The sequence below is a fragment of the Pseudomonas sp. NCHU5216 genome (assembly GCF_052156495.1).
Taxonomy (GTDB): Bacteria; Pseudomonadota; Gammaproteobacteria; order Pseudomonadales; family Pseudomonadaceae; genus Aquipseudomonas.
Genome location: NZ_JBQLIX010000025.1, coordinates 20,541 through 44,765 on the forward strand (window position 1 = coordinate 20,541; position 24,225 = coordinate 44,765).

23 protein-coding genes are annotated in these 24,225 nt (G+C 64.0%); 15 read left to right on the forward strand and 8 right to left on the reverse strand.

The features are described 5' to 3' along the window. Positions 1–59 precede the first annotated feature (59 nt). Positions 60–1,136, reverse strand: a complete 1,077-nt coding sequence (gene mtnA / locus ACSVIK_RS17135) for an S-methyl-5-thioribose-1-phosphate isomerase (RefSeq protein ID WP_442445454.1) — start codon at positions 1,134–1,136, stop codon at positions 60–62. Between the two features lie 153 nt (positions 1,137–1,289). Here mtnA and ACSVIK_RS17140 point away from each other — a divergent pair, with 153 nt between their 5' ends. The 5 genes from ACSVIK_RS17140 to ACSVIK_RS17160 all read left to right on the forward strand — a co-directional run bounded on the left by ACSVIK_RS17140 (position 1,290) and on the right by ACSVIK_RS17160 (position 6,080). Then, positions 1,290–2,615 carry a TRZ/ATZ family hydrolase gene (locus ACSVIK_RS17140; protein WP_442445455.1) on the forward strand — a complete coding sequence of 442 codons (1,326 nt, stop codon included), beginning with the start codon at positions 1,290–1,292 and terminating at the stop codon, positions 2,613–2,615. Positions 2,616–2,729: 114 nt separating this feature from the next. Further along, positions 2,730–3,428: a bifunctional 2-polyprenyl-6-hydroxyphenol methylase/3-demethylubiquinol 3-O-methyltransferase UbiG gene (ubiG, locus tag ACSVIK_RS17145; protein WP_442445456.1), complete on the forward strand. Its 699-nt coding sequence runs from the start codon at positions 2,730–2,732 to the stop codon at positions 3,426–3,428. Positions 3,429–3,433: 5 nt separating this feature from the next. Next, on the forward strand, positions 3,434–4,105 hold the full coding sequence (mupP, locus tag ACSVIK_RS17150; protein ID WP_442445457.1) for an N-acetylmuramic acid 6-phosphate phosphatase MupP: 672 nt from the start codon (positions 3,434–3,436) through the stop codon (positions 4,103–4,105). 90 nt (positions 4,106–4,195) lie between these two features. Continuing rightward, positions 4,196–4,936 (forward strand): YciK family oxidoreductase, encoded by a 741-nt coding sequence (locus ACSVIK_RS17155; RefSeq protein WP_442445458.1) that lies wholly within the window; start codon positions 4,196–4,198, stop codon positions 4,934–4,936. Positions 4,937–5,153: 217 nt separating this feature from the next. Continuing rightward, positions 5,154–6,080 (forward strand): GGDEF domain-containing protein, encoded by a 927-nt coding sequence (locus tag ACSVIK_RS17160; RefSeq protein ID WP_442445459.1) that lies wholly within the window; start codon positions 5,154–5,156, stop codon positions 6,078–6,080. A 63-nt stretch (positions 6,081–6,143) separates the two neighbouring features. Here the strand turns inward: ACSVIK_RS17160 and rluB are convergent, their stop codons facing one another. The 3 genes from rluB to ACSVIK_RS17175 form a co-directional block, all read right to left on the reverse strand. Continuing rightward, the gene (rluB, locus tag ACSVIK_RS17165; protein ID WP_442445460.1) at positions 6,144–7,292 is read right to left on the reverse strand and encodes a 23S rRNA pseudouridine(2605) synthase RluB; all 1,149 of its coding nucleotides are present in this window, start codon (positions 7,290–7,292) and stop codon (positions 6,144–6,146) included. A 159-nt stretch (positions 7,293–7,451) separates the two neighbouring features. After that, positions 7,452–9,596: a 3-hydroxyacyl-CoA dehydrogenase NAD-binding domain-containing protein gene (locus ACSVIK_RS17170; RefSeq protein WP_442445461.1), complete on the reverse strand. Its 2,145-nt coding sequence runs from the start codon at positions 9,594–9,596 to the stop codon at positions 7,452–7,454. Positions 9,597–9,757: 161 nt separating this feature from the next. After that, entirely contained in the window at positions 9,758–10,963 is a 1,206-nt protein-coding gene (locus tag ACSVIK_RS17175; RefSeq protein ID WP_442445462.1) for an acetyl-CoA C-acetyltransferase, read from the reverse strand. A 587-nt stretch (positions 10,964–11,550) separates the two neighbouring features. On the opposite strand from ACSVIK_RS17175, the gene ACSVIK_RS17180 reads away from it, so the two are divergent. Together ACSVIK_RS17180 and ACSVIK_RS17185 are read left to right on the forward strand one after the other, a co-directional pair. Continuing rightward, on the forward strand, positions 11,551–11,904 hold the full coding sequence (locus ACSVIK_RS17180; RefSeq protein ID WP_442445463.1) for a rhodanese-like domain-containing protein: 354 nt from the start codon (positions 11,551–11,553) through the stop codon (positions 11,902–11,904). Next, entirely contained in the window at positions 11,901–12,704 is an 804-nt protein-coding gene (locus tag ACSVIK_RS17185; RefSeq protein ID WP_442445464.1) for a c-type cytochrome, read from the forward strand. The genes ACSVIK_RS17180 and ACSVIK_RS17185 overlap by 4 nt, the downstream gene beginning before the upstream one ends. Positions 12,705–12,784: 80 nt before the next feature. Here the strand turns inward: ACSVIK_RS17185 and ACSVIK_RS17190 are convergent, their stop codons facing one another. The 4 genes from ACSVIK_RS17190 to ACSVIK_RS17205 form a co-directional block, all read right to left on the reverse strand. Beyond that, positions 12,785–13,582, reverse strand: coding sequence for a transglutaminase family protein (locus ACSVIK_RS17190; protein ID WP_442445465.1), 798 nt, complete (start codon positions 13,580–13,582; stop codon positions 12,785–12,787). Continuing rightward, complete coding sequence (locus tag ACSVIK_RS17195; protein ID WP_442445466.1) at positions 13,579–14,529, reverse strand: alpha-E domain-containing protein; 951 nt, start codon at positions 14,527–14,529, stop codon at positions 13,579–13,581. Before ACSVIK_RS17195 ends, ACSVIK_RS17190 begins: the two co-directional genes overlap by 4 nt. A gap of 2 nt (positions 14,530–14,531) precedes the next feature. Further along, complete coding sequence (locus ACSVIK_RS17200; RefSeq protein WP_442445467.1) at positions 14,532–15,941, reverse strand: circularly permuted type 2 ATP-grasp protein; 1,410 nt, start codon at positions 15,939–15,941, stop codon at positions 14,532–14,534. 593 nt (positions 15,942–16,534) lie between these two features. Continuing rightward, complete coding sequence (locus ACSVIK_RS17205) at positions 16,535–17,230, reverse strand: alpha/beta family hydrolase (protein ID WP_442445468.1); 696 nt, start codon at positions 17,228–17,230, stop codon at positions 16,535–16,537. Between the two features lie 101 nt (positions 17,231–17,331). On the opposite strand from ACSVIK_RS17205, the gene ccoN (ACSVIK_RS17210) reads away from it, so the two are divergent. From ccoN (ACSVIK_RS17210) to ccoP (ACSVIK_RS17245), 8 genes are all read left to right on the forward strand, one after another. Then, positions 17,332–18,771, forward strand: a complete 1,440-nt coding sequence (gene ccoN / locus ACSVIK_RS17210; protein WP_442445469.1) for a cytochrome-c oxidase, cbb3-type subunit I — start codon at positions 17,332–17,334, stop codon at positions 18,769–18,771. Beyond that, positions 18,771–19,379 carry a cytochrome-c oxidase, cbb3-type subunit II gene (gene ccoO / locus ACSVIK_RS17215; RefSeq protein WP_442445470.1) on the forward strand — a complete coding sequence of 203 codons (609 nt, stop codon included), beginning with the start codon at positions 18,771–18,773 and terminating at the stop codon, positions 19,377–19,379. Before ccoN (ACSVIK_RS17210) ends, ccoO (ACSVIK_RS17215) begins: the two co-directional genes overlap by 1 nt. A gap of 5 nt (positions 19,380–19,384) precedes the next feature. Next, complete coding sequence (locus ACSVIK_RS17220) at positions 19,385–19,561, forward strand: cbb3-type cytochrome oxidase subunit 3 (protein ID WP_268177924.1); 177 nt, start codon at positions 19,385–19,387, stop codon at positions 19,559–19,561. Next, on the forward strand, positions 19,558–20,484 hold the full coding sequence (gene ccoP / locus ACSVIK_RS17225) for a cytochrome-c oxidase, cbb3-type subunit III (protein ID WP_442445471.1): 927 nt from the start codon (positions 19,558–19,560) through the stop codon (positions 20,482–20,484). The genes ACSVIK_RS17220 and ccoP (ACSVIK_RS17225) overlap by 4 nt, the downstream gene beginning before the upstream one ends. A gap of 342 nt (positions 20,485–20,826) precedes the next feature. Beyond that, positions 20,827–22,269, forward strand: a complete 1,443-nt coding sequence (gene ccoN, locus ACSVIK_RS17230; protein WP_442445472.1) for a cytochrome-c oxidase, cbb3-type subunit I — start codon at positions 20,827–20,829, stop codon at positions 22,267–22,269. Next, on the forward strand, positions 22,269–22,877 hold the full coding sequence (ccoO, locus tag ACSVIK_RS17235) for a cytochrome-c oxidase, cbb3-type subunit II (protein ID WP_322981204.1): 609 nt from the start codon (positions 22,269–22,271) through the stop codon (positions 22,875–22,877). The genes ccoN (ACSVIK_RS17230) and ccoO (ACSVIK_RS17235) overlap by 1 nt, the downstream gene beginning before the upstream one ends. 6 nt (positions 22,878–22,883) lie before the next feature. Then, positions 22,884–23,078 carry a cbb3-type cytochrome oxidase subunit 3 gene (locus ACSVIK_RS17240; protein ID WP_268177928.1) on the forward strand — a complete coding sequence of 65 codons (195 nt, stop codon included), beginning with the start codon at positions 22,884–22,886 and terminating at the stop codon, positions 23,076–23,078. Then, entirely contained in the window at positions 23,075–24,070 is a 996-nt protein-coding gene (gene ccoP / locus ACSVIK_RS17245; protein ID WP_442445473.1) for a cytochrome-c oxidase, cbb3-type subunit III, read from the forward strand. The genes ACSVIK_RS17240 and ccoP (ACSVIK_RS17245) overlap by 4 nt, the downstream gene beginning before the upstream one ends. Positions 24,071–24,225: the final 155 nt, after the last annotated feature.

Below are 24,225 nucleotides of genomic sequence, written 5' to 3' on the forward strand. Positions count from 1 at the left end.
CCGGAGCTTACCACAAAGCCCGCCCTGCACCTACCCCGCCACTGGCTGTGGCGGATGGCTCAGTGCAGGCGCTTGCGGCACATCAGCTGCGCCAGTTTTTCGCTGTCCGGACGCTCGACCACACCCTTCTCGGTGACGATGTAGTCCACCAGATCCGCTGGCGTCACATCGAACACTGGGTTGCTCACCGCCACCTCGGCGGCGATCGGCCGCCCACCCAGCAGGCGCAGCTCATCGCCGCTGCGCTCTTCGAGGGGAATGTCTTCGCCGCTTTCCAGGGCCATGTCGATGGTGGAGCTGGGCGCCACCACCATGAAGCGCACGCCGTGGTGCATGGCGTTGACCGCAAGCTGATAGGTACCGATCTTGTTGGCCACGTCGCCGTTGGCGGTGATGCGATCGGCGCCGACTATCACCCAGGACACCCCCTTGACCTTCATCAGGTGCGCGGCAGCGGCGTCCACGTTCAGGCTCACCGGCACGCCATCGCCGGCCAGCTCCCAGGCGGTCAGCCGTGCACCTTGCAGCCAGGGCCGGGTTTCGTCGACATAGACCCGCTCCACCAGCCCCTCCAGGTGGGCCGCGCGAATCACCCCGAGCGCCGTACCAAAGCCGCCGGTGGCCAGGGCGCCAGCATTGCAGTGGGTCATCAAGACCTGCTCGCTGCCCTGATGCTTGCGGATCAGCTCCATGCCCAGTTGCGCCATGGTCAGGTTGGCTTCGCGATCACTGGCGTGAATGCCGACTGCCTCGGCTTCGAGCTGCTCCAGCACACCTTGCTCGCCCTTCAGGCGCTGCAGCCGCTCACGCATGCGCTGCAGCGCCCAGAACAGATTCACCGCGGTCGGGCGCGAAGCCGCCAGCCGCTGAAAATCGGCCTCCAGCGCCTGACGCCAGTCGCCACCTGCGGCCAGGCAGGCCTGCGCCCCCAGCACCACGCCATAGGCCGCTGCGATGCCGATGGCCGGCGCGCCGCGCACCACCATGTCGCGGATGGCCTGCGCCACCTCGGCAGCCGAATCGAAGCGCAACCAGACCTGCTCCTGCGGCAGCAGGCGCTGATCGAGCAGATAGAGCGCACCATCGCGCCAATCGATTGCCTGAACCTTCTCTGCGGCCAGCAATTGCTCGCGCATCTATTACCTCACCCTTGGCAATCGAAAACCGCTGAGTATACGCCGCCTGGCCACCACTCAGGCAGCAAGAGTATCCAGGCCGGCGCTTCAAGCGCTTGATGTTCCTCTATAAACTGGCGCCCACCCCGTCCTCGACGCAAACGGATAGCCCTGATGCCCTCAGCTCCACTCGATCTGTTGCTTCTCCCCACCTGGCTGGTGCCGGTGGAGCCGGCTGGCGTCGTGCTGCGCGATCATGCCCTGGGCATTCGCGATGGCCAGATCGCCCTGCTCGCCCCGCGCGAGGAAGCCCTGCGCCAGGGCGCCCGGGAGGTGCTTGAGCTGCCGCAGTGCCTGCTCGCGCCCGGCCTGATCAACGCCCACGGCCACGCGGCCATGAGCCTGCTGCGCGGCATGGCCGACGACCTGCCACTGATGACCTGGCTGCACGAGCACATCTGGCCGGCCGAGGGCCAATGGGTCGACGAGGACTTCGTTCGCGACGGCACCGAGCTGGCCATCGCCGAGCAGATCAAGGGGGGCATCACCTGCTTCTCCGACATGTACTTCTACCCACAGGTGGCCTGCCAATGCGTGCACGACGCCGGCGTGCGCGCGCAGATCAGCGTGCCGGTGCTGGACTTCCCCGTGCCCGGCGCGCTCAACGCGGCAGAAGCGCTGCGCAAGGGCCTGCAACTGTTCGATGACCTCAAGCAGCACCCACGCCTGCGCATCGCCTTCGGCCCGCACGCGCCTTATACGGTCAACGACGACAAGCTCGAAGAGATACGCGTGCTGGCCGACGAACTCGATGCCGGCATCCAGATGCACGTGCACGAAACCGCTCAGGAAGTGGCCGAAGCCATGGCCAAGCAGGGCGAACGACCGCTGGCGCGCCTGGCCCGCCTGGGCCTGCTCGGGCCACGCTTCCAGGCCGTGCACATGACCCAGATCGACGACGAGGATCTGGCGCTGCTGGTGGAGCACAACTGCAGCGTGATCCACTGCCCGGAATCCAACCTCAAGCTGGCCAGCGGCTTCTGCCCGGTGGAGCGCCTGTGGCAGGCCGGCGTCAACGTCGCCATCGGCACCGACGGTGCGGCGAGCAACAACGACCTCGACCTGCTCGGCGAAACCCGCACGGCGGCCCTGCTGGCCAAGGCGGTGGCCGGTTCGGCTACCGCGCTGAACGCCCATAGCGCCCTGCGCATGGCCACGCTCAATGGCGCCCGCGCCCTCGGCCTGGAGGCGCAGGTCGGCTCACTGGAAGTGGGCAAGCTGGCCGACGTGGTAGCCTTCGACCTTTCCGGGCTCGCCCAGCAACCGATCTACGACCCGGTGTCGCAGCTGATCTATGCCAGTGGCCGCGACTGCGTGAGGCACCTGTGGGTCGGCGGCAAGCAGCTCCTGGAAGACGGCCGCCTGACGCGCATGGACGAAAACGAGCTGATTGCCAAGGCCAGGGCCTGGGGCAGCAGGATCAGCGACGCCAGAGCATGACACCGCCCCTGCGACAAACTGACATAGATTGAACGAATCCGTGCCGTGCCCTGTGGCGCCTTAAACTGGCAACATGACAGGGTTAGGCTTCCCCTGCTTCCGATCGAGAGACTTATGAGCAACGTCGACCGCGCCGAAATCGCCAAATTCGAGGCCCTGGCCCACCGCTGGTGGGACAGGGAAAGCGAGTTCAAACCCCTGCACGACATCAACCCGCTGCGGGTCAACTGGATCGACGAGCGCGTCGGCCTGGCCGGCAAGCGCGTGCTGGACGTAGGCTGCGGCGGCGGCATTCTCAGCGAGGCCATGGCCCAGCGCGGCGCCAGCGTCACCGGCATCGACATGGGCGAGGCGCCACTGTCGGTGGCTCAGTTGCACCAGCTGGAGTCCGGCGTCGAAGTCGAGTATCGGCAGATCACCGCCGAAGCCCTGGCCGAAGAGATACCCGGCCAGTTCGACGTGGTCACCTGCCTGGAAATGCTCGAACACGTGCCCGATCCATCTTCGGTGATCCGCGCCTGCCACAAGCTGGTCAAACCCGGCGGCCAGGTGTTCTTCTCCACCATCAACCGCAACCCCAAGTCCTATCTGTTCGCGGTGATCGGCGCCGAGTACATCCTGCGCCTGCTGCCACGCGGCACCCACGACTTCAAGAAGTTCATCCGCCCCTCCGAACTGGGCGCCTGGAGCCGTGCCGCCGGGCTGGAGGTCAAGGACATCATCGGCCTGACCTACAACCCGCTGACCAAGCATTACAAACTGGCCGCCGACGTCGACGTCAACTACATGATCCAGACGCTGCGCAAGGAGTGAGACGCATGCGTTTGCAAGCGGTTCTTTTCGATATGGACGGCACCCTGCTCGACTCGGCGCCGGACTTCATCGCCATCACCCAGGCCATGCGCACTGCCCGTGGCCTGCCGCCACTACCGGAGAAGGCCATTCGCGATCAGGTTTCCGGCGGCGCGCGCGCCATGGTCGCCTGCGCCTTCGACGAAGCGCCGGACTCGCCCGCCTTCGAGGCCCTGCGCCTGGAATTCCTCGAGCGCTACCAGGAACACTGTGCGGTGCTGACCCGCCCGTTCGACGGCATCGAAACCCTGCTCGCCGACATCGAGCACGCCCGCCTGCCATGGGGAGTGGCCACCAACAAGCCGGTGCGCTACGCCGAGCCGATCATGCAGCGCCTGGGCCTGGCCGAGCGCTCGGCGGTGCTGGTCTGCCCGGATCACGTCGAGCAGAGCAAGCCGGCGCCGGACATGCTCCTGCTGGCCTGCCAGAAAATGGGCGTGAAACCCGAGGAAACCCTATTCATCGGCGACGATGCCCGCGATATCGACTCAGGCCGCGCGGCCGGCTGCCGCACGGTGGCAGTCTCCTACGGCTATATCCACCCCGAAGACAACCCCCGCAACTGGGGCGCCGACGTGGTGGTCGACCACCCCTCGGAGCTACGCGCCGTGCTCGATCGCGCCATCTGCGGCTGCTAACCCAACAGCGGCAGACGGCCACCATTTCGTTTTTGTTTTTTCTTGAAGCTTGCAGCTTGAGGCTTGCAGCTCTGCGAAGGAGATTTGTCCATGTACGACTACAGCGCCCGCCCCGACCTGCTCAAGGATCGAGTGATCCTGATCACCGGCGCCGGCCGTGGCATCGGTGCGGCCGCCGCGAAGAGCTTCGCGGCCCATGGCGCCACCGTGCTGCTGCTGGGCAAGACCGAAGCCAACCTGAGCCAGGTCTATGACGAGATCGAAGCCGCCGGCCATCCGCAGCCGGTGGTGATCCCCTTCAACCTGGAAACCGCCCTGCCGCATCAGTACGACGAACTGGCGGTGATGATCGAGAACGAGTTCGGCCGCCTCGACGGCCTGCTGCACAACGCCTCCATCCTCGGCCCACGCACGCCGCTGGAGCAGCTTTCCGGCGACAACTTCATGCGCGTGATGCACGTCAACGTCAACGCCATGTTCATGCTCAGCAGCACCCTGCTGCCGCTGCTCAAGCTGTCGCAGGACGCCTCGGTGGTCTTCACCTCCAGCAGCGTCGGGCGCAAGGGGCGCGCCTACTGGGGCGCCTACGCGGTATCCAAGTTCGCCACCGAAGGCCTGATGCAGGTCATGGCCGACGAGCTGGACGGCATCGCCAACGTGCGCGCCAACAGCGTCAACCCCGGCGCCACCCGCACCGCCATGCGCGCCCAGGCCTACCCGGCGGAGAATCCGACAAGCCGCCCCGAGCCGGAAGCGATCATGCCGCTCTACCTCTATCTGATGGGCCCGGACAGCCAGGGCGTCAATGGTCAGGCACTGGACGCGCAATAGCTGCCAGCCCTGATCGGGGCGGCGACAGCTTTCCGGCGCAAGCGGCATCAATTTGCCAGCATCCCTCATGAAAAGCCGGCAAATACTTGCCGGCAAGCCTTTTGATTATCAGACAACTAACTGATTAATAAGGGCTTTTAAACAACCACGAAACACCTGGCACGGAATTCGCTCTAACCTCTTCGTCGTCGCACTCTTGCGCCAGAGGTTCAGTCGTATGGCTCCCCCCCGCCGCCCCAACACCATTGATTTCGATGCAGCCAAACTGCAGCGCCTGGGTTTTTCCGGCAATCGCAACCTGCCGCTCAAACCCACCACGCTCGCCGAGCTGCGCCAGCAACTGAACCTGCAGCTACAAACCAGCCTGGAGATCGAGCGCATCCTCGAGTTGTTCTACCGTGAGGTGCAATCGCTGGTGCCAATCGACGCCATGGGCTTCCAGCACACCTCTCATGACCTGCGCCTGGAGTTGGGCGAGCGCGCTCCGCATTCGGCGGGCTACCGCCTCAGCCATGACGGTGAGTACCTGGGCGAGCTGACCTTTCGCCGCCGCCAACGCTTCGACGACGATGAACTGGCCCAGCTCGAGTCGCTGCTGGCCTGCCTGCTGTTCCCCCTGCGCAACGCCCTGCTCTATCGCACGGCTCTGCTCAGCGCCCTGCGCGACCCACTGACCAATACAGGTAACCGCATCGCCATGGATCAGGTGCTACAACGGGAAGTCGACATGGCCAGGCGCAACCTGCATCCGCTGTCGCTGCTGATGCTGGACATCGACCACTTCAAGATGATCAACGACACGCACGGCCACGCTCAGGGCGACGAGGTGCTCAAGGCCGTCGCGCAGACGCTCAAGCAGCAACTGCGCAATGTCGACATGGTGTTCCGCTATGGTGGTGAGGAGTTCCTCATCATCCTCTCCAATACGGGCCGCGAGGCAGCCGCTCAGGTCGGCGAACGCCTGCGCTTCGCCGTGCTGGAACTGCAGTGCCTGAATGCCGGCCAACCCATCGAAGTGTCGATCAGCCTCGGTTGCGCCAGCCTGCTGCCGGGCGAGTCCAGCGAAAGCCTGCTACGCCGCGCCGACAACGCCCTCTATATCGCCAAGCGCGAAGGGCGTAACCGCCTGAGCATGGCGGGATAAGAGCTGCTACAAGCTACAAGCTACAAGCGATGACCCACTTGCGGCTTGCAGCTTGAAGCTGTTCTATCGCTTACGCCCGAAGCCTGGACGTTGGCCATCACCACCCGACGGGCGCTTGCCCGGTGTCGAGGGGCGCGGTTTGCGCGCGGGGCGATCAGCCAGTTCCACCGCAGGGCGCGGCTGACGCTTCTTCACATCGTTCGGGCGCTCGGCCACAGGGGTGCCGCGCTCACGACGCTCGCCACCTTCCTGACGCGGGCCGCGAGACCCACGCGGCTCACCGTCACGCTGACGCGCCGGCCGGCTCGCACGCTCGCCCTCGCCCGCTTCATCCAAGGCAGGACGCAGCACGCGCTTGCCGCGTGCCTCGACCGGCTTGGCCGACTTGCGTTGCAGGCGGTCGAGCTTCTCGCGCACCCTTTCCTTCATCACCGGCAACGCTTGCGGCGTCAGGCCCACTTCGGCGCTGAGGATGTCCACTTCGCGCTGATCCATCTCGCGCCAGCGGCCCATGGTGATGTCGGACGTGAGGAACACCGGGCCGAAGCGCACGCGCTTGAGGCGGCTGACCACCACTCCCTGAGATTCCCAGAGACGACGCACCTCGCGGTTGCGCCCTTCCATCACCACGCAGTGATACCAGTGGTTGAGGCCGTCGCCGCCGGGCGCTTCCTTGATGTCGGTGAACTTGGCCGGTCCATCCTCGAGCATCACCCCCTTCTTCAGGGTTTCCAGCATCTCTTCGGTGACTTCACCGCGCACGCGCACGGCGTATTCGCGGTCCATCTGGTAGGAGGGGTGCATCAGGCGGTTGGCCAGTTCACCGTCGGTGGTGAACAGCAGCAGGCCGGTGGTGTTGATATCGAGACGGCCGATATTGATCCAGCGGCCCTCACGCGGGCGCGGCAGACGCTCGAAAACCGTGGGGCGGCCTTCCGGGTCGTCACGGGTGCAGATCTCACCATCGGGCTTGTTGTAGATCAGCACGCGACGCACCGAGGTGGCGACTTCTTCGCGCTTGAGCAGGCGGCCGTCGAGGACGATGGCATCGCTGATCTCGACGCGCTGCCCCAGTTCGGCGACGGCACCATTGACCTTGACGCGGCCTTCACTGATCCAGGTTTCGATCTCGCGGCGCGAGCCCAGGCCCATGCGCGCCAGGACTTTCTGCAGTTTTTCCCCAGCCGGACGCTGGGTTTCGAGTTCGCTCATCTAAGGCACCTCCCGGTGTAAGGATGGATGATCAAAAGGGCGCGAATCATACGCCCTGCAGCGAACTTAGGGTAGACGAAGATCGGCCGCTGGCAGCAACCCGACCAGCGGCACCAGGCCGGCGGCAGGGCTGCGATGCCCCTGCCGCCCCGCCCGTTCTCAGAACGTCTCGCCCCTGGCCGCCTTCTCCAGCAGCAGCGCCGGCGGCAGGAAGCGCTCACCATACTGCTCGGCCAGATACTGCGCGCGGGCCACGAAGTCCTTGACCCCGTACTGGTTGATGAACTGCAGCGCGCCCCCGCTCCAGGCGGCGAAACCGATGCCGAAGATCGAGCCGATATTGGCGTCGGCCACCGACTTCAGCACGCCCTCCTCCATACAGCGCACCGTTTCGATGGCCTGGATGAACAGGATGCGGTCACGCACGTCCTCCTGAGCGATCTGCGCATCGGCCTTCTCGAAGCGCGCCTTGAGCTCAGGCCACAGGTGTTTCTTGCCGCTGGCCGGATATTCATAGAAGCCGGCCCCAGCCGCCTTGCCCGGACGCTTGTACTCACTCACCATCAGGTCGATGACGGCGAAGGCCGGGTGCTCGGGGATGGATCTGCCTTCGGCGGCGAGATCCGCGAGGGTCTGCTGGCGGATATGATTCATCAGGCTCATCGACACCTCGTCGCTGATCGCCAGCGGCCCGACCGGCATGCCGGCCTTGCGCGCCTCGTTCTCGATCAGCGCCGCGCTGACACCCTCGCCGAGCATGGCCAGGCCTTCGTTGGTGAAGGTGGCGAATACCCGCGAGGTGAAGAAGCCACGGCTGTCATTGACCACGATGGGGGTCTTCTTGATCTGCATGACGTAGTCGAAGCCGCGCGCCAGCGTCTCATCCGAGGTCTTCTCGCCACGGATGATCTCCACCAGCGGCATCTTGTCCACCGGGCTGAAGAAATGCAGGCCGATGAAATGCTCCGGTTTGGCCACGGCAGTCGCCAGGCCGGTGATCGGCAACGTCGAGGTGTTGGAAGCAATCACCGCATCACTCAGCGCAGCGGCCTCGGCGGCGGCGGTAACCTTGCCCTTGAGCGCACGATCCTCGAACACCGCTTCGATGATCAGGTCGCAGCCGGCGAAATCCGCCTCGCTGTCGGTGGCCTTGATCAGCGCCAGGAAGGCCTCGCGCTGCTCGGCCGTCATGTGGCCCCTACTGACCTTCTTGTCCAGCAGCTTGGCCGAATAGCTCTTGCCCTTCTCTGCCGCTTCGACGGATACGTCCTTGAGCACCACCTCGATACCGGCCGCCGCCGAGACGTAGGCGATACCGGCGCCCATCATGCCCGCGCCGAGCACACCAACCTTCTTGGTCTGGGTCTTCGCATGGCCCTGCGGGCGCGAGCCGCCGGCGTTGATCTCGTTGAGCTGGAACCAGAAGGTGCCGATCATGTTCTTCGTCACCTGACCGCAGGCCAGCTCGGTGAAGTAACGCGCCTCGATGATCTGCGCGGTATCGAAGTCGACCTGCGCACCCTCGACGGCGGCGCACATGATCTTCTCCGGCGCCGGGAAGCAGCCCTTGGTCTTGTCGCGCAGCACGCTCGGGGCGATAGCCAGCATCTGCGCCACGTTGGGCGAGCTGGGCGTGCCGCCAGGGATCTTGTAGCCCTGCACGTCCCACGGCTGCTTGGCGGCCAGGTTGGCAGCGATCCAGGCGCGGGCCTTGGCCAGCATGTCATCACGGTCGCTGGCCAACTCGTGGATGAGCCCGGCCTCGAGCGCTGCCTCCGGGCGCACCTTCTTGCCTTCGGCCAGGTACGGCAGCGCTTTCTCCAGACCGAGCAGGCGTACCATGCGCACCACCCCGCCGCCGCCCGGCAACAGGCCCAGGGTGACTTCCGGCAGGCCAAGCTGCACGTGGCTTTCGTTCAGGGCGATACGGTGGTGACAGGCCAGGGCGATTTCCCAGCCACCGCCCAGCGCCGCGCCATTGATGGCGGCAACCACCGGCTTGCCGAGGGTTTCCAGGCGGCGTAGTTGACCCTTGACCTTGAGGATCATCTCGTAGAAGCCCTGGGCCTCGGCCTGGGTGACCTTGATCAGTTCATTAAGATCGCCGCCGGCGAAGAAGGTCTTCTTCGCCGAGGTGATGATCACTCCGGCAAGCGAATCCTTCTCGGCTTCCAGGCGCTCGACGATCTGGCCCATGGCTTCGCGGTACGCCGCGTTCATGGTGTTGGCGCTCTGGCCGGGCATGTCCATGGTCAGGACGACGATATTGTCCTGGCCTTTTTCGTAACGGATGGCGTCAGTCATTGCATTCACTTCCCAATGTTCGGGGAGCGCTTCAGGGGCGTCACGAGCGAAGGTCAGGCTAGGCGGAAATCATTCGGAAAGCGGAGTTTGCCGTGGCAAATGAGCATTTCCGGAGGATTTCCAACGCGGCATGGCCGAGCGCAGTAGCCCGTGATAGCTCCTTAGATACGTTCGATGATGGTCGCTATACCCATGCCGCCGCCCACACAAAGGGTGGCCAGGCCGTAGCGCAACTGCCGCTTCTCCAACTCGTCGAGCAGCGTGCCGAGGATGGCGCAGCCGGTGGCGCCCAGCGGGTGGCCCATGGCGATGGAACCGCCATTGACGTTGACCTTGTCCTCGCTGACGCCCATGTCCTGCATGAACTTCATCACCACCGAGGCGAAGGCCTCGTTGACCTCGAACAGGTCGATGTCGTCGATGGCCAGCCCCGCCTTGGCCAGCGCCTTGCGTGTGGCCGGCGCAGGGCCGGTAAGCATGATGGTGGGATCGGTGCTGGTCACCGCCGTAGCGACGACGCGCGCACGCGGCTTCAGGCCCAGTTCCTTGCCCTTGGCCTCGGAGCCGATCAGCATCAGCGCCGCGCCATCGACGATGCCCGAGCTGTTGCCCGGCGTATGCACATGGTCGATGCGCTCCACAAAGCTGTAGACGCGCAGCGCTGTGGCATCGAAGCCCATCTGCCCCATCATCTCGAAGCTGGGCTTGAGCTTGCCGAGACCTTCGAGGGTGGAGTCGGCCCGGATGAATTCGTCATGGTCGAGCAGCACGATGCCATTCTGGTCGGCCACCGGCACCAGGGATTTGTTGAAGGAACCATCTGCGCGGGCGCGCGCGGCCTTCTGCTGCGAGCGCAGGGCGAAGGCATCGACATCGCTGCGGCTGAAACCTTCCAGAGTGGCGATCAGGTCGGCACCGATGCCTTGCGGCACGAAGTTGCTGTGCATGTTGGTTTCCGGGTCCATCACCCAGGCGCCGCCGTCGGAGCCCATGGGAATGCGCGACATGGACTCCACGCCGCCCACCACCACCAGATCCTCGAAACCGGAGCGCACCTTCATCGCCCCCATGTTCACCGCCTCCAGGCCCGAGGCGCAGAAGCGGTTGAGCTGCACGCCGGCCACGCTGACGTCCCAATCCGCGACCATGGCGGCGGTCCTGGCGATATCGGCGCCCTGATCGCCCACCGGGGTCACGCAGCCGAGGACGATATCGTCCACCTGGCTGCTATCCAGATCGTTGCGGGCCTGCAGAGCCTTGAGCAGGCCGGCGACCAGTTGCACGGGCTTGACGCTATGCAGCGCGCCGTCCTTCTTGCCCTTGCCGCGTGGCGTGCGCACGGCATCGAAAATATAGGCTTCGGTCATGGTGTCCTCGGAGATGGTGTGGCGCTAGCAGGCCTGTTCTTGTCGAGCCCCCCTACCATAGCGCCGCCGCCTGCTGGCTCAATGACCTAAGCGCTCAGGGGCATTGACTACAAAGCTCAGACGAACGGTCATCCAGCGCCCGGAAGCCTCGTCTGATCGAGCAAGCCGTCTAGCGCAAGGTTCCTGTGCCAGCGGTCAGGAACTGGCATAACGCGAAGGTACGATGACTGCGCTGCTTGCAACCAAGTCGTCTAAAAAACTGCCGGTACCCGGCCTAGAGTTGTTCGTGCACGCAGTCGTCAAGGTGCATGGGATCGTCGCCGGGTCATGCCGGGGCGAGTGACAGGATCAGGCCCAGAAGTCGCAGCAGCCAAGCGGTCGCGCAGCGGTGCCGAACACCAGCCAATAACAACAAAGGCACCGGCCATGTTCAAACAACCGAAACTCCGCCAGGCGGGCATCATTCTCTTCGCCACCACCGTCATCCTGATCATTCCCAACCTGACCCGGCTGGTCAGTTGAGGCGCAGCCCCTAGACCCGGGCTTTCTGTCAGGCGATGCTGTACGCCCCTGCACAGGAGTTCGACATGCGCCCGTTACTGCTGCTTCTCGCCTTGAGTGGTCTGGCCCAGGCCGGGGAGATCGACCAGGACGCTGCCCTGGCTGCGTTGCGCCAGCCCACTGCCCTGCTGATCGATGTACGCACCGAGCAGGAGTTCGCCGACGGCGCCCTGCCCGGCGCCATTCGCATCGGCCATGAGCAGGTTGCCTCGCAAATCGCCGAGCTGGCCCCTGACAAGGATCGGCCACTGGTGCTCTATTGCCGCAGCGGACGGCGCTCGTCGCTGGCCCAGGAGGATCTGCAGGCAATGGGTTATAGCCAAGTGATCAATGCCGGCGCCTACGACGATCTGGCTGCGCTGCTCGAGTCGGCCCGATGAAAGCCCTGCTCGCTAGCCTGCTGCTTCTGGCCTGCAGCGTACAGAGCGCCGAACTGCAAGTGATCCAGGGTGATGCCAAGCGCACCTGGAGCAGCGCCGAGCTGCTGAATCACCCGCAAGCGCGCGATATCGAAATCCCCGACGATGTGGCCTACAAGCGCAGCATGCACTATCGCGCCGTGCCGATAAGCGTGCTGCTCGATCGCATCGCCCCAGGCGATCACCTGCAAGCGGTGGCGCTCGATGGTTTCGCCGCTGAATTGCCCGCCGCCACTCTGTTGGCCACACAGGGGGCTCGCGCCTGGCTGGCCGTGGAGGACGAACGCCAGCCCTGGCCGGCACTGGCCAAGGGTAAGCACAGCGCCGGGCCGTTCTACCTGGTCTGGAGCGACCCGGCGACCAGCCAGATCGGCCCCGAGCAATGGCCCTTCCAGGTCGCGACGATTCGCCAGTTGGCGCCGGTCGCCCAGCGCTTCCCCGCCCTGCTGCCAGCAGCGGATGCCAGCGCTGACGTGCAGGCCGGCTTCGCCCTGTATCAGAAGAACTGCATGGCCTGCCATCGCCTCAATGGCGCGGGCGATGCCGAGTTCGGCCCGGATCTGAACCTGCCGCACAACCCCACCGAGTACTTCACCGGCGCCTTCCTGCGCCAGTACATCCGCGACCCGCAAAGCCTGCGGCGCTGGCCGCAGGGACGTATGCCGGGATTCAGCGAAACGGTATTGCCGAGCGCCGAACTAGAGCGCCTGATCGCCTACCTGCGGCACATGGCACAGCGCAAGGGCAGCACGAATCTGTAGTAGGGTGCGCCGTGCGCACCGATGTTTCGGTCGGAGGTGCGCACAGCGCACCCTACTCCTTCCCAACACCTATCGACACTTCACTGTTGCCGCACCTGCAACAACGGCGCCACCTGCACCTGGGCATGCATCTGCTCGCAACCGCCACCACGGCGCATGCCACGTACCGGGCAGGCATCGAGGTAGTCCAGACCGACCGCCAGCTTGAGGTGGCGCTCCGGGCGTGCCAGGCAGTTGGTCACGTCGAAGCTGTACCAGGCATCCCCCACCCAGGCCTCGGCCCAGGCGTGGCTGGCCAGGTGCTCGGCGTCGTCGGTGTAGAGGTAGCCCGATACGTAGCGCGCCGGCACACCCAGGCTGCGCGCGCAGGCGAGAAAGGCATGGGTATGATCCTGGCAGACGCCACGGCGACCGGCGAAAGCCTCGGCGGCGCTGGTGTCCACTTCGGTGCTGCCTGGCTGGTAAGCGATATGAGCGTTGAGCGCGTGCATCAGATCGATCAGGCCATTGCGGTCGCTGTGCGCCTTGGCGTGCTGAGCGGCGAATTCACGGATGGCGTCGTCGGCCTGGGTCAGACGAGTGAAGCGCAAGAACGGCAACGCCGACTGCGGCTCGTGTTCGGCTTCGCAGTTCTCGTCGATTTCCACCTGGCCACGGGCACCGATGACGATGGACTCGTGCGGCTCGTCCAGGGTCAGTACGTGCAGGATATTGCCGTAGGGGTCGAGCTGGGCGTGCACCGGGCGTGGCAGGTCGAGCTGCCAACTGAGCACCTGCTGGCGTTCACTGTCATGCGGGGTCAGACGCAGGTACTGGATACTCGCGCGCACCTGATCATCGTAATGGTAGGTGGTGTCATGACTGATCGAGAGTCTCATGCGACCTCCAGATAGGACGTGTGAATGGTGTTGCCCAGTTGGCGCACCAACAGGATGAAGTCGGTCAGCCAGGCGTGCAGGCCTTCATCGAGCACTTCATCGATGCTGGTGTAGCGCAGACGAGCATCCAGTTCGGCGGCCAGGCGTTGCGCCGGACGACCGTTCTCCCCCGGTAGACCGGCGAGCATCAGGTTGAGTTCTTCCATGCAGGCGCGCAGCGAACGTGGCACGTCCGGGCGCAACAGCAGCAGCTCGGCGACCTTGCGCGTCCGCGGCGAGCCACGGTAGATCTCGGCGAAGGCCTCGAACGAGGACAGTGCTCGCAGCAGCGCACTCCACTGGTAATAGCTGCGCGCGGTGCGTTCTTCCAGCTCGTCGATTTCCTCGCCGAGCATTTCGTAGCGGGCATCGAGCAGGCGCAGGGTGTTGTCGGCGCGCTCGATGAAGGTGCCCAGGCGGATGAAGCGATAGGCCTCACCGCGCATGATAGTGCCGAAGGTGGCGCCACGGAACAGGTGCGAACGCTCCTTGACCCATTCGCAGAAGCGGCTGATGCCATAGCGCCCCAGGCCCTGCTGGGCGATGCCGCGCATCTCCAGCCAGGTGGCGTTGATGTTCTCCCACATGTCGGCGGTGATCCGCCCGCGCACCGCATGGGCATTGCTGCGCGCGGCCTGCAGGCAGCAGTAGATGCTGCCCGGGTTGCTCGCATCAAGGGCGAAGAAGTGCAGCATACGCTCGGCATGCAGCGGGCCATGGCGCTCCAGGTAGTCGTCCAGGGTGCCGGTGATCAGCAGCGGCATGGCCAGTTCGTCAAGGCCGTCGCCACGGCCGTCCTGCGGCATCAGCGACAGCGAATAGCTGACGTCGAGCATGCGCGCCAGGTTCTCGGCACGTTCCAGGTAACGCGACATCCAGTACAGGTCGGAGGCAGTTCTCGAAAGCATATTCAGTCCTCCACCACCCAGGTGTCCTTGGTACCGCCGCCTTGCGACGAGTTGACCACCAGCGAGCCTTCGCGCAATGCCACGCGGGTCAGGCCACCGGGCACCAGGCGGGTTTCGCGGCCGGTGAGGACGAACGGGCGCAGGTCGATGTGGCGCGGGGCGATGCCGCGCTCGACGAAGGTCGGACAGGTCGACAGGCTCAGCGTCGGCTGGGCGATGTAGGCCTCCGGCTTGGCTTTGAGCCGCTCGCGGAAGGCCTCGATCTCGGCCTTGCTCGCCGCCGGGCCGACCAGCATGCCGTAGCCGCCGGAGCCCTGGGTTTCCTTGACCACCAGTTCGGGCAGGTTGGCCAGCACGTGGGACAGCTCCTCGGGTTTGCGGCACTGCCAGGTGGGCACGTTCTTGAGGATCGGCTCCTCATCGAGATAGAAGCGGATCATGTCACCGACGAAGGGATAGACCGATTTGTCGTCGGCCACACCGGTACCGATGGCGTTGGCCAGCACTACGTTGCGCGAGCGGTAGGCCGACAGTAGCCCGGCGACGCCGAGCATGGACTCGGGGTTGAAGGCCAGCGGATCGAGGAAGGCGTCGTCGAGACGGCGGTAGATCACGTCCACCTGACGGGCGCCGGCCGTGGTACGCATGTACACCTTGTCGTCGCGCACGAACAGGTCGGCGCCCTCCACCAGCTCCACACCCATTTCGCGGGCGAGGAAGGCATGCTCGAAGTAGGCGCTGTTGAAACGCCCCGGGGTCAGCACCACCACCGTGGGATTGTCCAGCGGGCTGGAGCTCTTCAGCGCATCCAGCAGCAGGTTCGGGTAGTGGTCCACCGGTGCCACGCGCTGCGCGGCGAACAGCTCAGGGAACAGGCGCATCATCATCTTGCGGTCTTCGAGCATGTAGCTGACGCCGCTGGGAGTGCGCAGGTTGTCTTCCAGCACGTAGTAGCTGCCGTCGCCGTCACGCACCAGATCGACCCCGGCGATGTGCGCGTAGATATCGCGATGCAGGTCGAGGCCCTGCATGGCCATCTGGTAGCCCTCGTTGGCCAGCACCTGCTCGGCCGGGATGATCCCCGCCTTGATGATGCGTTGCTCGTGATAGAGGTCGGCGAGGAACAGGTTGAGCGCCTGCACGCGCTGGATGCAGCCGCGTTCGACCATGCGCCATTCGCTTGCAGGGATCGCGCGAGGAATGATGTCGAAGGGAATCAGGCGCTCGGTGCCCTGATCATCCCCATAAAGGGTGAAAGTGATACCGGCGCGGTGGAACAACAGGTCGGCTTCTCGGCGGCGCTGGGCCAGCAGATCGTCCGGCGTCTCTGCCAGCCAGCGGGAAAATTCGCGGTAATGCGGGCGGACAGCGCCGCTCGCGTCGTACATCTCGTCATAAAAGGTGCGGGCCATGCCGTACTCCTTGTCACCCGAACTTGCAGGTACCTGTGCAAGCCCCGAGCCAGAGCAGTTAATCCTTTAATTTCAAGTACATACCAACAGCATCCGAACAAATCGCACCACAAAGGTGCACCGCCATGTTTTCGTCATGAAGCGCCGCCCCATTGCGTGGCAGCCGCGACTGCCATCACCCGGACATGCAACCGAATAAGGCCAGAAACCTTTGTCAGCCGCTCTGCGCCGGGCCGGACACTCAGATGTCACATTGCGTGACCCATCGGTCAAGCGCAACCGCTTTTGCAACACGCCGGGCACGAAAAGGTATCCGAATGAAAGTGCCTAGCAGGCCGTTGAAAAACGTCGGCGAGGCAGGCAAGACAAGGCAAAAATGGCCGAAAAAGCGCAGTTTACGTGCTGTAAATGAGCATTTTGAGGCCATTTTTAACGCGGTATTGCCAACGCAGGTAGTTTTTCAACAGCCTGCTAGCTGGCCTGCAAAGCAGCGCTTGCTAATGGCACGGCACGAGCGGCCAGCGTCTGCGACGGTCATGAAACAGCCTAGGCTCTGTTGCCGCATCGCGCACGCGACGAAGCGGCAACAGCCCCTAGCGCTTGTGTAACCGAACAGGATCCGAAGCGAGGAACTCGACGATGGCTCCGGTCGCCGTGTCGAGGTGCTGTTCATGACTGAAGCCGGACGCCTTGAGGGGTTTCAGGTCATGGTCGGCTGCCTGCAACCAGTGCAGCTCGATGGCCGCTGACAGGTCGTAAGTGGCAACGGCCTCGCGATTGCCCAGAGCATCGCGCTCGCCCTGGACGATCAGGGTCGGCGTGCGCAGCTCGGCCAGATGCGCGACCCGCGGCTTCTCCGGCTTGCCAGCGGCATAGAAGGGATAGCCAAGGCAGACCAAGGCTGCCGCCCCCAGTTCATCTGCCAGCAGGCTGGCCATGCGCCCGCCCATGGACTTGCCGCCGATGGCCACCGGCCCTGCGACCCGTTGGCACACCTGGGCATGCACCTCGCGCCATTGCTGCAGCAATTGCGCCTGTGGATTGGGCGGACGCTTACGCCCATCCACACGTCGCTGCGCCATGTAGGCGAACTCGAAGCGCACCACCTGCACGCCGCGTGCGGCAAGGCCTCGAGCCATGTTCTGCATGAACGGGCTGTCCATGGGGGCGCCTGCGCCGTGGGCGAGGATCAGGGTGATTCCACTGCCCTGCGGCGCTTCGTCCCACTGCCAGGGCAGCCCCGACTCACATTGACCGGCGTCAATAAACCCAGATGGCCCTTTGCTCATGCTTACCTCGCGTCGATATCCGTGGTGTTCGTGGCCTGCTCATGCCTAGGGGTGCCACGGGTATCGGCCGCTCTGCCATAACCGTGGATGGAAGCCCAGACATGAACACAACAACCCGTTCCGCCTACAACTACAGGGTGGTTCGCCAGTTCGCCATTATGACGGTGGTTTGGGGCATCGTCGGCATGGGACTCGGCGTATTCATCGCTGCCCAGCTGGCCTGGCCCGAACTGAACTTCAACCTACCCTGGACCAGCTTCGGCCGGCTCCGCCCGCTGCATACCAATGCGGTGATCTTCGCCTTCGGTGGCTGCGCCCTGTTCGCCACCAGCTACTACGCGGTGCAACGCACCAGTCAGACCACGCTGTTCGCGCCGAAACTGGCAGCCTTCACCTTCTGGGGCTGGCAACTGGTGATCCTGCTCGCAGCCATCAGCCTGCCACTGGGCTGGACCAGTTCCAAGGAATACGCCGAACTGGAATGGCCCATCGACATCCTCATCACCATCGTCTGGGTGTCCTACGCCATCGTCTTCTTCGGTACGGTGATGCAGCGCAAGGTCAGCCACATCTATGTGGGTAACTGGTTCTTCGGCGGGTTCATCCTCACCGTGGCCATCCTGCACCTGGTCAACAACCTGGAGATCCCGGTCACCCTGACCAAGTCCTACTCGCTGTATGCCGGCGCCACCGATGCGATGATCCAATGGTGGTACGGCCACAACGCCGTGGGCTTCTTCCTGACCGCCGGTTTTCTGGGGATGATGTACTACTTCGTGCCCAAGCAGGCCGGTCGCCCGGTCTACTCCTACCGCCTGTCCATCGTCCACTTCTGGGCGCTGATCGCGGTGTACATCTGGGCCGGCCCGCACCACCTGCACTACACCGCGCTGCCGGACTGGGCGCAATCGCTGGGCATGGTGATGTCGCTGATCCTCCTGGCACCCTCCTGGGGCGGCATGATCAACGGCATGATGACTCTGTCCGGTGCCTGGCACAAACTGCGTACCGACCCGATCCTGCGCTTCCTCGTGGTGTCCCTGGCCTTCTACGGCATGAGCACCTTCGAGGGCCCGATGATGGCCATCAAGACGGTCAACGCCCTGTCCCACTACACCGACTGGACCATCGGCCACGTACACGCCGGTGCCCTCGGCTGGGTCGCCATGGTGTCCATCGGCTCGCTCTATCACCTGATTCCCAAGGTGTTCGGTCGCGAGCAGATGCACAGCATCGGCCTGATCAACGGCCACTTCTGGCTGGCCACCATCGGCACCGTGCTGTACATCGCCTCGATGTGGGTCAACGGCATCACCCAGGGCCTGATGTGGCGTGCGGTCAACGAGGACGGCACCCTCACCTACTCCTTCGTCGAGGCGCTGGAAGCCAGCCACCCCGGCTTCGTGGTGCGGGTGATCGGCGGCGCCATCTTCTTCAGCGGCATGCTGCTGATGGCCTGGAACGTCTGGCTGACCGTGCGTAGCGCCAAATCCGTGGAGATGGAAGCAGCCGCGCAGTTCTCGGTAGAAGGAGCCCACTGATGAAACACGAGATTCTCGAGAAGAACATCGGCCTGATGGCCCTGGTGATGATCCTGGCGGTCAGCATCGGTGGCCTGACGCAGATCGTCCCGCTGTTCTTCCAGGACATCACCAACGAGCCGGTCGAAGGCCTCAAGCCCTACACCGCCCTGCAACTGGAAGGCCGTGACATCTACATCCGCGAAGGCTGCGTCGGCTGCCACTCGCAGATGATCCGTCCGTTCCGCGCCGAGACCGAGCGCTACGGCCACTACTCCGTCGCCGGTGAAAGCGTCTGGGATCACCCCTTCCTGTGGGGCTCCAAGCGTACCGGCCCGGATCTGGCACGGGTCGGCGGTCGTTACTCGGACGAGTGGCACCGCGCCCACCTGTACAACCCGCGCAACGTCGTGCCCGAGTCGAAGATGCCCGCCTACCCCTGGCTGGTGGAAGGTACCCTCGACGGCCAGGACACCGCCAAGAAGATGAGCGCCCTGCGCACTCTCGGCGTGCCCTACAGCGACGCCGACATTGCCGGCGCCAGCGACGCGGTCAAGGGCAAGACCGAGATGGAGGCGCTGGTCGCCTACCTGCAGGTGCTCGGCACCGCCGTGAAGAACAAGAGGTAAGCGCCATGTTCGAGTTCATCGATGTGGGTACGTTGCGCGGTCTGGGTACCGCACTGGTACTGATCGCCTTCACCGCAGTCACCTTCTGGGCCTATAGCGGCGAGCGCCGCGACGAGTTCAACGCAGCGGCCAACCTGCCGTTCGCCGACGACAAGCCCGATGTCTGGAGTAATGAAGCATGACAGCCTTCTGGAGCATCTACGTCACCCTGCTCACCGTCGGCACGATGGTCGCGCTGTTCTGGCTGATCTTCGCCACCCGCAAGAGCGAAGTGCACAAGAACCCGACCGAGCAGACCATGGGCCATGCCTTCGATGGCATCGAGGAGTATGACAACCCGCTGCCCAAGTGGTGGTTCATGCTGTTCCTCGCCACTCTGGTGTTCGGCGCAGCCTACCTGCTGCTCTACCCGGGCCTGGGCAACTTCAAGGGCCTGCTGCCCGGCTACGAAGACGGCTGGACCCAGGTCAACCAGTGGCAGCGCGAGATGGATCGTGCCGATGAGCTGTACGGCCCGATCTTCGCCAAGTACGCCGCCATGCCCATCGCCGAGGTGGCCAAGGACGAGCAGGCGCAGAAGATGGGCGGTCGTCTGTTCGCCTCCAACTGTGCGGTGTGCCATGGTTCCGATGCCAAGGGCAGCTACGGTTTCCCCAACCTGACCGACGACAGCTGGCGCTGGGGCGGCGAGCCGGAGACCATCAAGACCACCATCCTCAAGGGGCGTCACGGCATGATGCCGCCGCAGGGTGCGGTGATCGGCGAAGACGGCGTACGCAACGCGGCCGCCTACGTGCTGACCAAACTGGGTGGACGTGAACTGCCGGAAGGCGAAGTGGCGGATGTCGCCGCGGGCGAGAAGATCTTCTCCAGCACCTGCTTCGCCTGCCATGGCGCAGACGGCAAGGGCACACCCGCCCTCGGCGCACCGGATCTGACCCACCCGAGCGCGTTCATCTACGGCAGCAGCTTCGCGCAACTGCAGCAGACCATTCGCTATGGTCGCAATGGCAACATGCCTGCTCAGGAAGATTTCCTCGGTAACGACAAGGCCCACCTGCTGGCCGCCTATGTCTACAAGCTGAGCCACAGCGAAGAGCAATAACCCCGCCTCTTGCCGGTGGTCGCAGCCGCGACCACCGGCCCCTCCCTTCATGCGACCCGATGTCGCACCATCCGACCAACAGCAACGCAGGCTCCTTCACCTGCGCTAAGCTCGTTGACAGTCGCCATCTGCATACAATTCCAAGGCGATCCATTCCTAGCGCCGCGCAAACTGCTTGCGCAACGAGGTGCAAGGCGCTTTTTCAGGCCTGACCAACAGGCCGATGAAAAGCCCTGAAACCCTGATCGTGTCGGTGGGTTGCGTTGCAATGGCTACCTGCTTTCTCCATACTTGCCGCCGATTTTTGCCCCATAAAAATCCATTAACCGTGGAACCCCTAGCATGAGCACAGCAATCAGTCAGACTGCTTATAACTATAAGGTGGTCCGCCAGTTCGCCATTATGACGGTGATCTGGGGGGTCATAGGGATGGGTCTAGGCGTGTTCATCGCCGCACAACTCGTGTGGCCGGAACTCAACCTAGGCCTGCCGTGGACCAGCTTCGGCCGTCTGCGTCCCTTGCATACCAATGCGGTGATCTTCGCCTTCGGCGGATGCGCACTGTTCGCGACTTCGTATTACGTGGTCCAGCGTACCTGCCAGACGCGTCTGGTTTCCGATGGTCTGGCTGCATTCACCTTCTGGGGCTGGCAAGCCGTGATCGTGCTCGCCGTGATCACCCTGCCCCTGGGCTACACCAGCTCCAAGGAATACGCCGAGCTGGAATGGCCGATCGACATCCTCCTGGGTGTGGTCTGGGTCACCTACCTGCTGGTGTTCTTCGGCACCATCATGAAGCGCAAGACCAAGCACATCTATGTGGGCAACTGGTTCTTCGGCGCCTTCATCCTGGTCACCGCCATGCTGCACATCGTCAACAGCATGGAAATGCCGGTCAGCCTGACCAAGTCCTACTCCATGTACTCCGGCGCCACCGACGCGATGATCCAGTGGTGGTACGGCCACAATGCCGTGGGCTTCTTCCTGACCACCGGCTTCCTGGGCATGATGTACTACTTCGTACCCAAGCAGGCCGAGCGTCCGATCTACTCCTACCGCCTGTCCATCGTCCACTTCTGGGCGCTGATCACCCTGTACATCTGGGCCGGCCCGCACCACCTGCACTACACCGCGCTGCCGGACTGGGCCCAGTCCCTCGGCATGGCCATGTCGGTGATCCTCCTGGCGCCGAGCTGGGGTGGCATGATCAACGGCATGATGAGCCTGTCCGGTGCCTGGCACAAACTGCGCACCGACCCGATCCTGCGCTTCCTGGTCGTTTCCCTGGCGTTCTACGGCATGTCGACCTTTGAAGGCCCGATGATGGCCATCAAGACCGTCAACGCCCTGTCCCACTACACCGACTGGACCATCGGCCACGTACACGCCGGTGCCCTCGGCTGGGTAGCGATGATCTCCATCGGCTCGCTGTATCACCTGATTCCCAAGGTGTTCGGTCGCGAGCAGATGCACAGCGTCGGCCTGATCAACGCCCACTTCTGGCTGGCCACCATCGGCACCGTGCTGTACATCGCCTCGATGTGGGTCAACGGCATCACTCAGGGTCTGATGTGGCGCGCAGTCAACGAAGACGGCACCCTCACCTACTCCTTCGTCGAAGCCCTGCAGGCCAGCCACCCAGGCTACATCGTGCGCATGATCGGCGGCGCCTTCTTCGTCACCGGCATGCTGCTGATGGCTTACAACACCTACCGCACCGTGCGTGCCGCCAAGCCGGCTGAATACGATGCGGCTGCGCAGATTCCCGCCGGAGTAGCTCACTGATGAAACACGAAATCATCGAGAAGAATATCGGCCTGATGGCACTGCTGATGGTGATTGCCGTCAGCATCGGTGGCCTGACCCAGATCGTTCCGCTGTTTTTCCAGGACGTCACCAACGAGCCGGTGGAAGGTCTCAAGCCCTACACCGCGCTGCAACTGGAAGGCCGTGACATCTACATCGCCAACGGCTGCGTCGGTTGCCACTCGCAGATGATCCGTCCGTTCCGCGCCGAGACCGAGCGCTACGGCCACTACTCCGTCGCCGGCGAAAGCGTCTGGGATCATCCCTTCCTGTGGGGTTCCAAGCGTACCGGCCCGGATCTGGCCCGCGTCGGCGGCCGCTACTCGGACGAGTGGCACCGCGCCCACCTTTATAACCCGCGCAACGTCGTGCCCGAGTCGAAGATGCCCGCCTACCCCTGGCTGGTGGAAAACAAGCTCGATGGCAAGGACACCGCGAAGAAGATGGAAGTCATGCGTGGCTTCGGCATCCCCTACACCGACGAGGACATCGCCGGTGCCCGTGATGCAGTGAAAGGCAAGACCGAAATGGACGCGCTGGTCGCGTACCTGCAGGTTCTCGGCACTTCCATCAAGAACAAACGGTAAGACGCCATGGATATCGGGACTATTCGCGGAATCGGCACGGCGGTGGTGTTCATCGCCTTCATCAGTGTGGTGCTCTGGGCCTACAGCAGCAAGCGCAAGTCCAGCTTCGACGAAGCCGCCAACCTGCCCTTCGCCGACGACCCCGAAACCAAGCCCGAGTCCAAGCGCGACCAAGACTCTTCCAGGAGCAATAACCAATGACCACGTTCTGGAGTTGGTACGTAACCATCCTCTCCCTGGGCACCATCTTCGCCCTGACCTGGCTGATCTTCGGCACCCGCAAGGGGCAGCGCCAGGAAGTGACCGACGAAACCGTCGGCCACAGCTTCGACGGCATCGAGGAGTATGACAACCCGCTGCCCAAGTGGTGGTTCATGCTGTTCGTCGCCACCATCGTCTTCGCCCTGGGCTACCTGGCCCTGTATCCGGGCCTGGGTAACTGGAAAGGCCTGCTGCCGGGCTACGACTACCTAGACAGCGAGAGCAAGACCCCCTTCGCAGCCGGTGTAGAGATCGCCGACGGCTCCATGCGTCACTCCGGCTGGACCGGCGTGCACCAGTGGGAGAAGGAAATGGCGCGCGCCGATGCGCAATACGGCCCGCTGTTCGCCAAGTACGCCGCCATGCCCATCGAGGAAGTGGCCAAGGACGAGCAGGCCCTGAAAATGGGTGGCCGTCTGTTCGCCTCCAACTGCTCGGTGTGCCACGGTTCCGACGCCAAGGGCAGCTATGGCTTCCCCAACCTGACCGACAACGAATGGCGCTGGGGCGGCTCGCCGGAAACCATCAAGACCACCATCCTGCATGGTCGTGAAGGCGCCATGCCCGCCCAGGGCCCGGCCATCGGCGAAGACGGTGTACGCAACGTCGCCGCCTACGTGCTGACCCAACTGGCTGGCCGTCAATTGCCGGAAGGTGTGGAAGCCGACATCGCTGCCGGCCAGAAAGTCTTCGCCGGCACCTGCTTCGCCTGCCACGGCGCCGACGGCAAGGGCACCCCGGCCATGGGCGCGCCGAACCTGACCAACCCGGCAGCGTTCATCTACGGCAGCAGCTATGCTCAGTTGCAACAGACCATCCGCTATGGCCGCCACGGCAAGATGCCAGCCCAGGAAGAATTCCTCGGCAACGACAAGGTGCATCTGCTGGCCGCTTACGTGTACAGCCTGTCGCACCCGAACGAAGAGCAGTAAGCCCAATACGACTCTTTTGACAAGGGTCAATGAACGCCCGGGTCGCGACCGCTGGTCGCACCCGGGCGTTGTCTTTCAGGCGTACCATATGGATACCGTGAATTGACCCTGACCGGCACGTATCGGCCTGGGCTGCCAACCAACCGCTGTGGTGC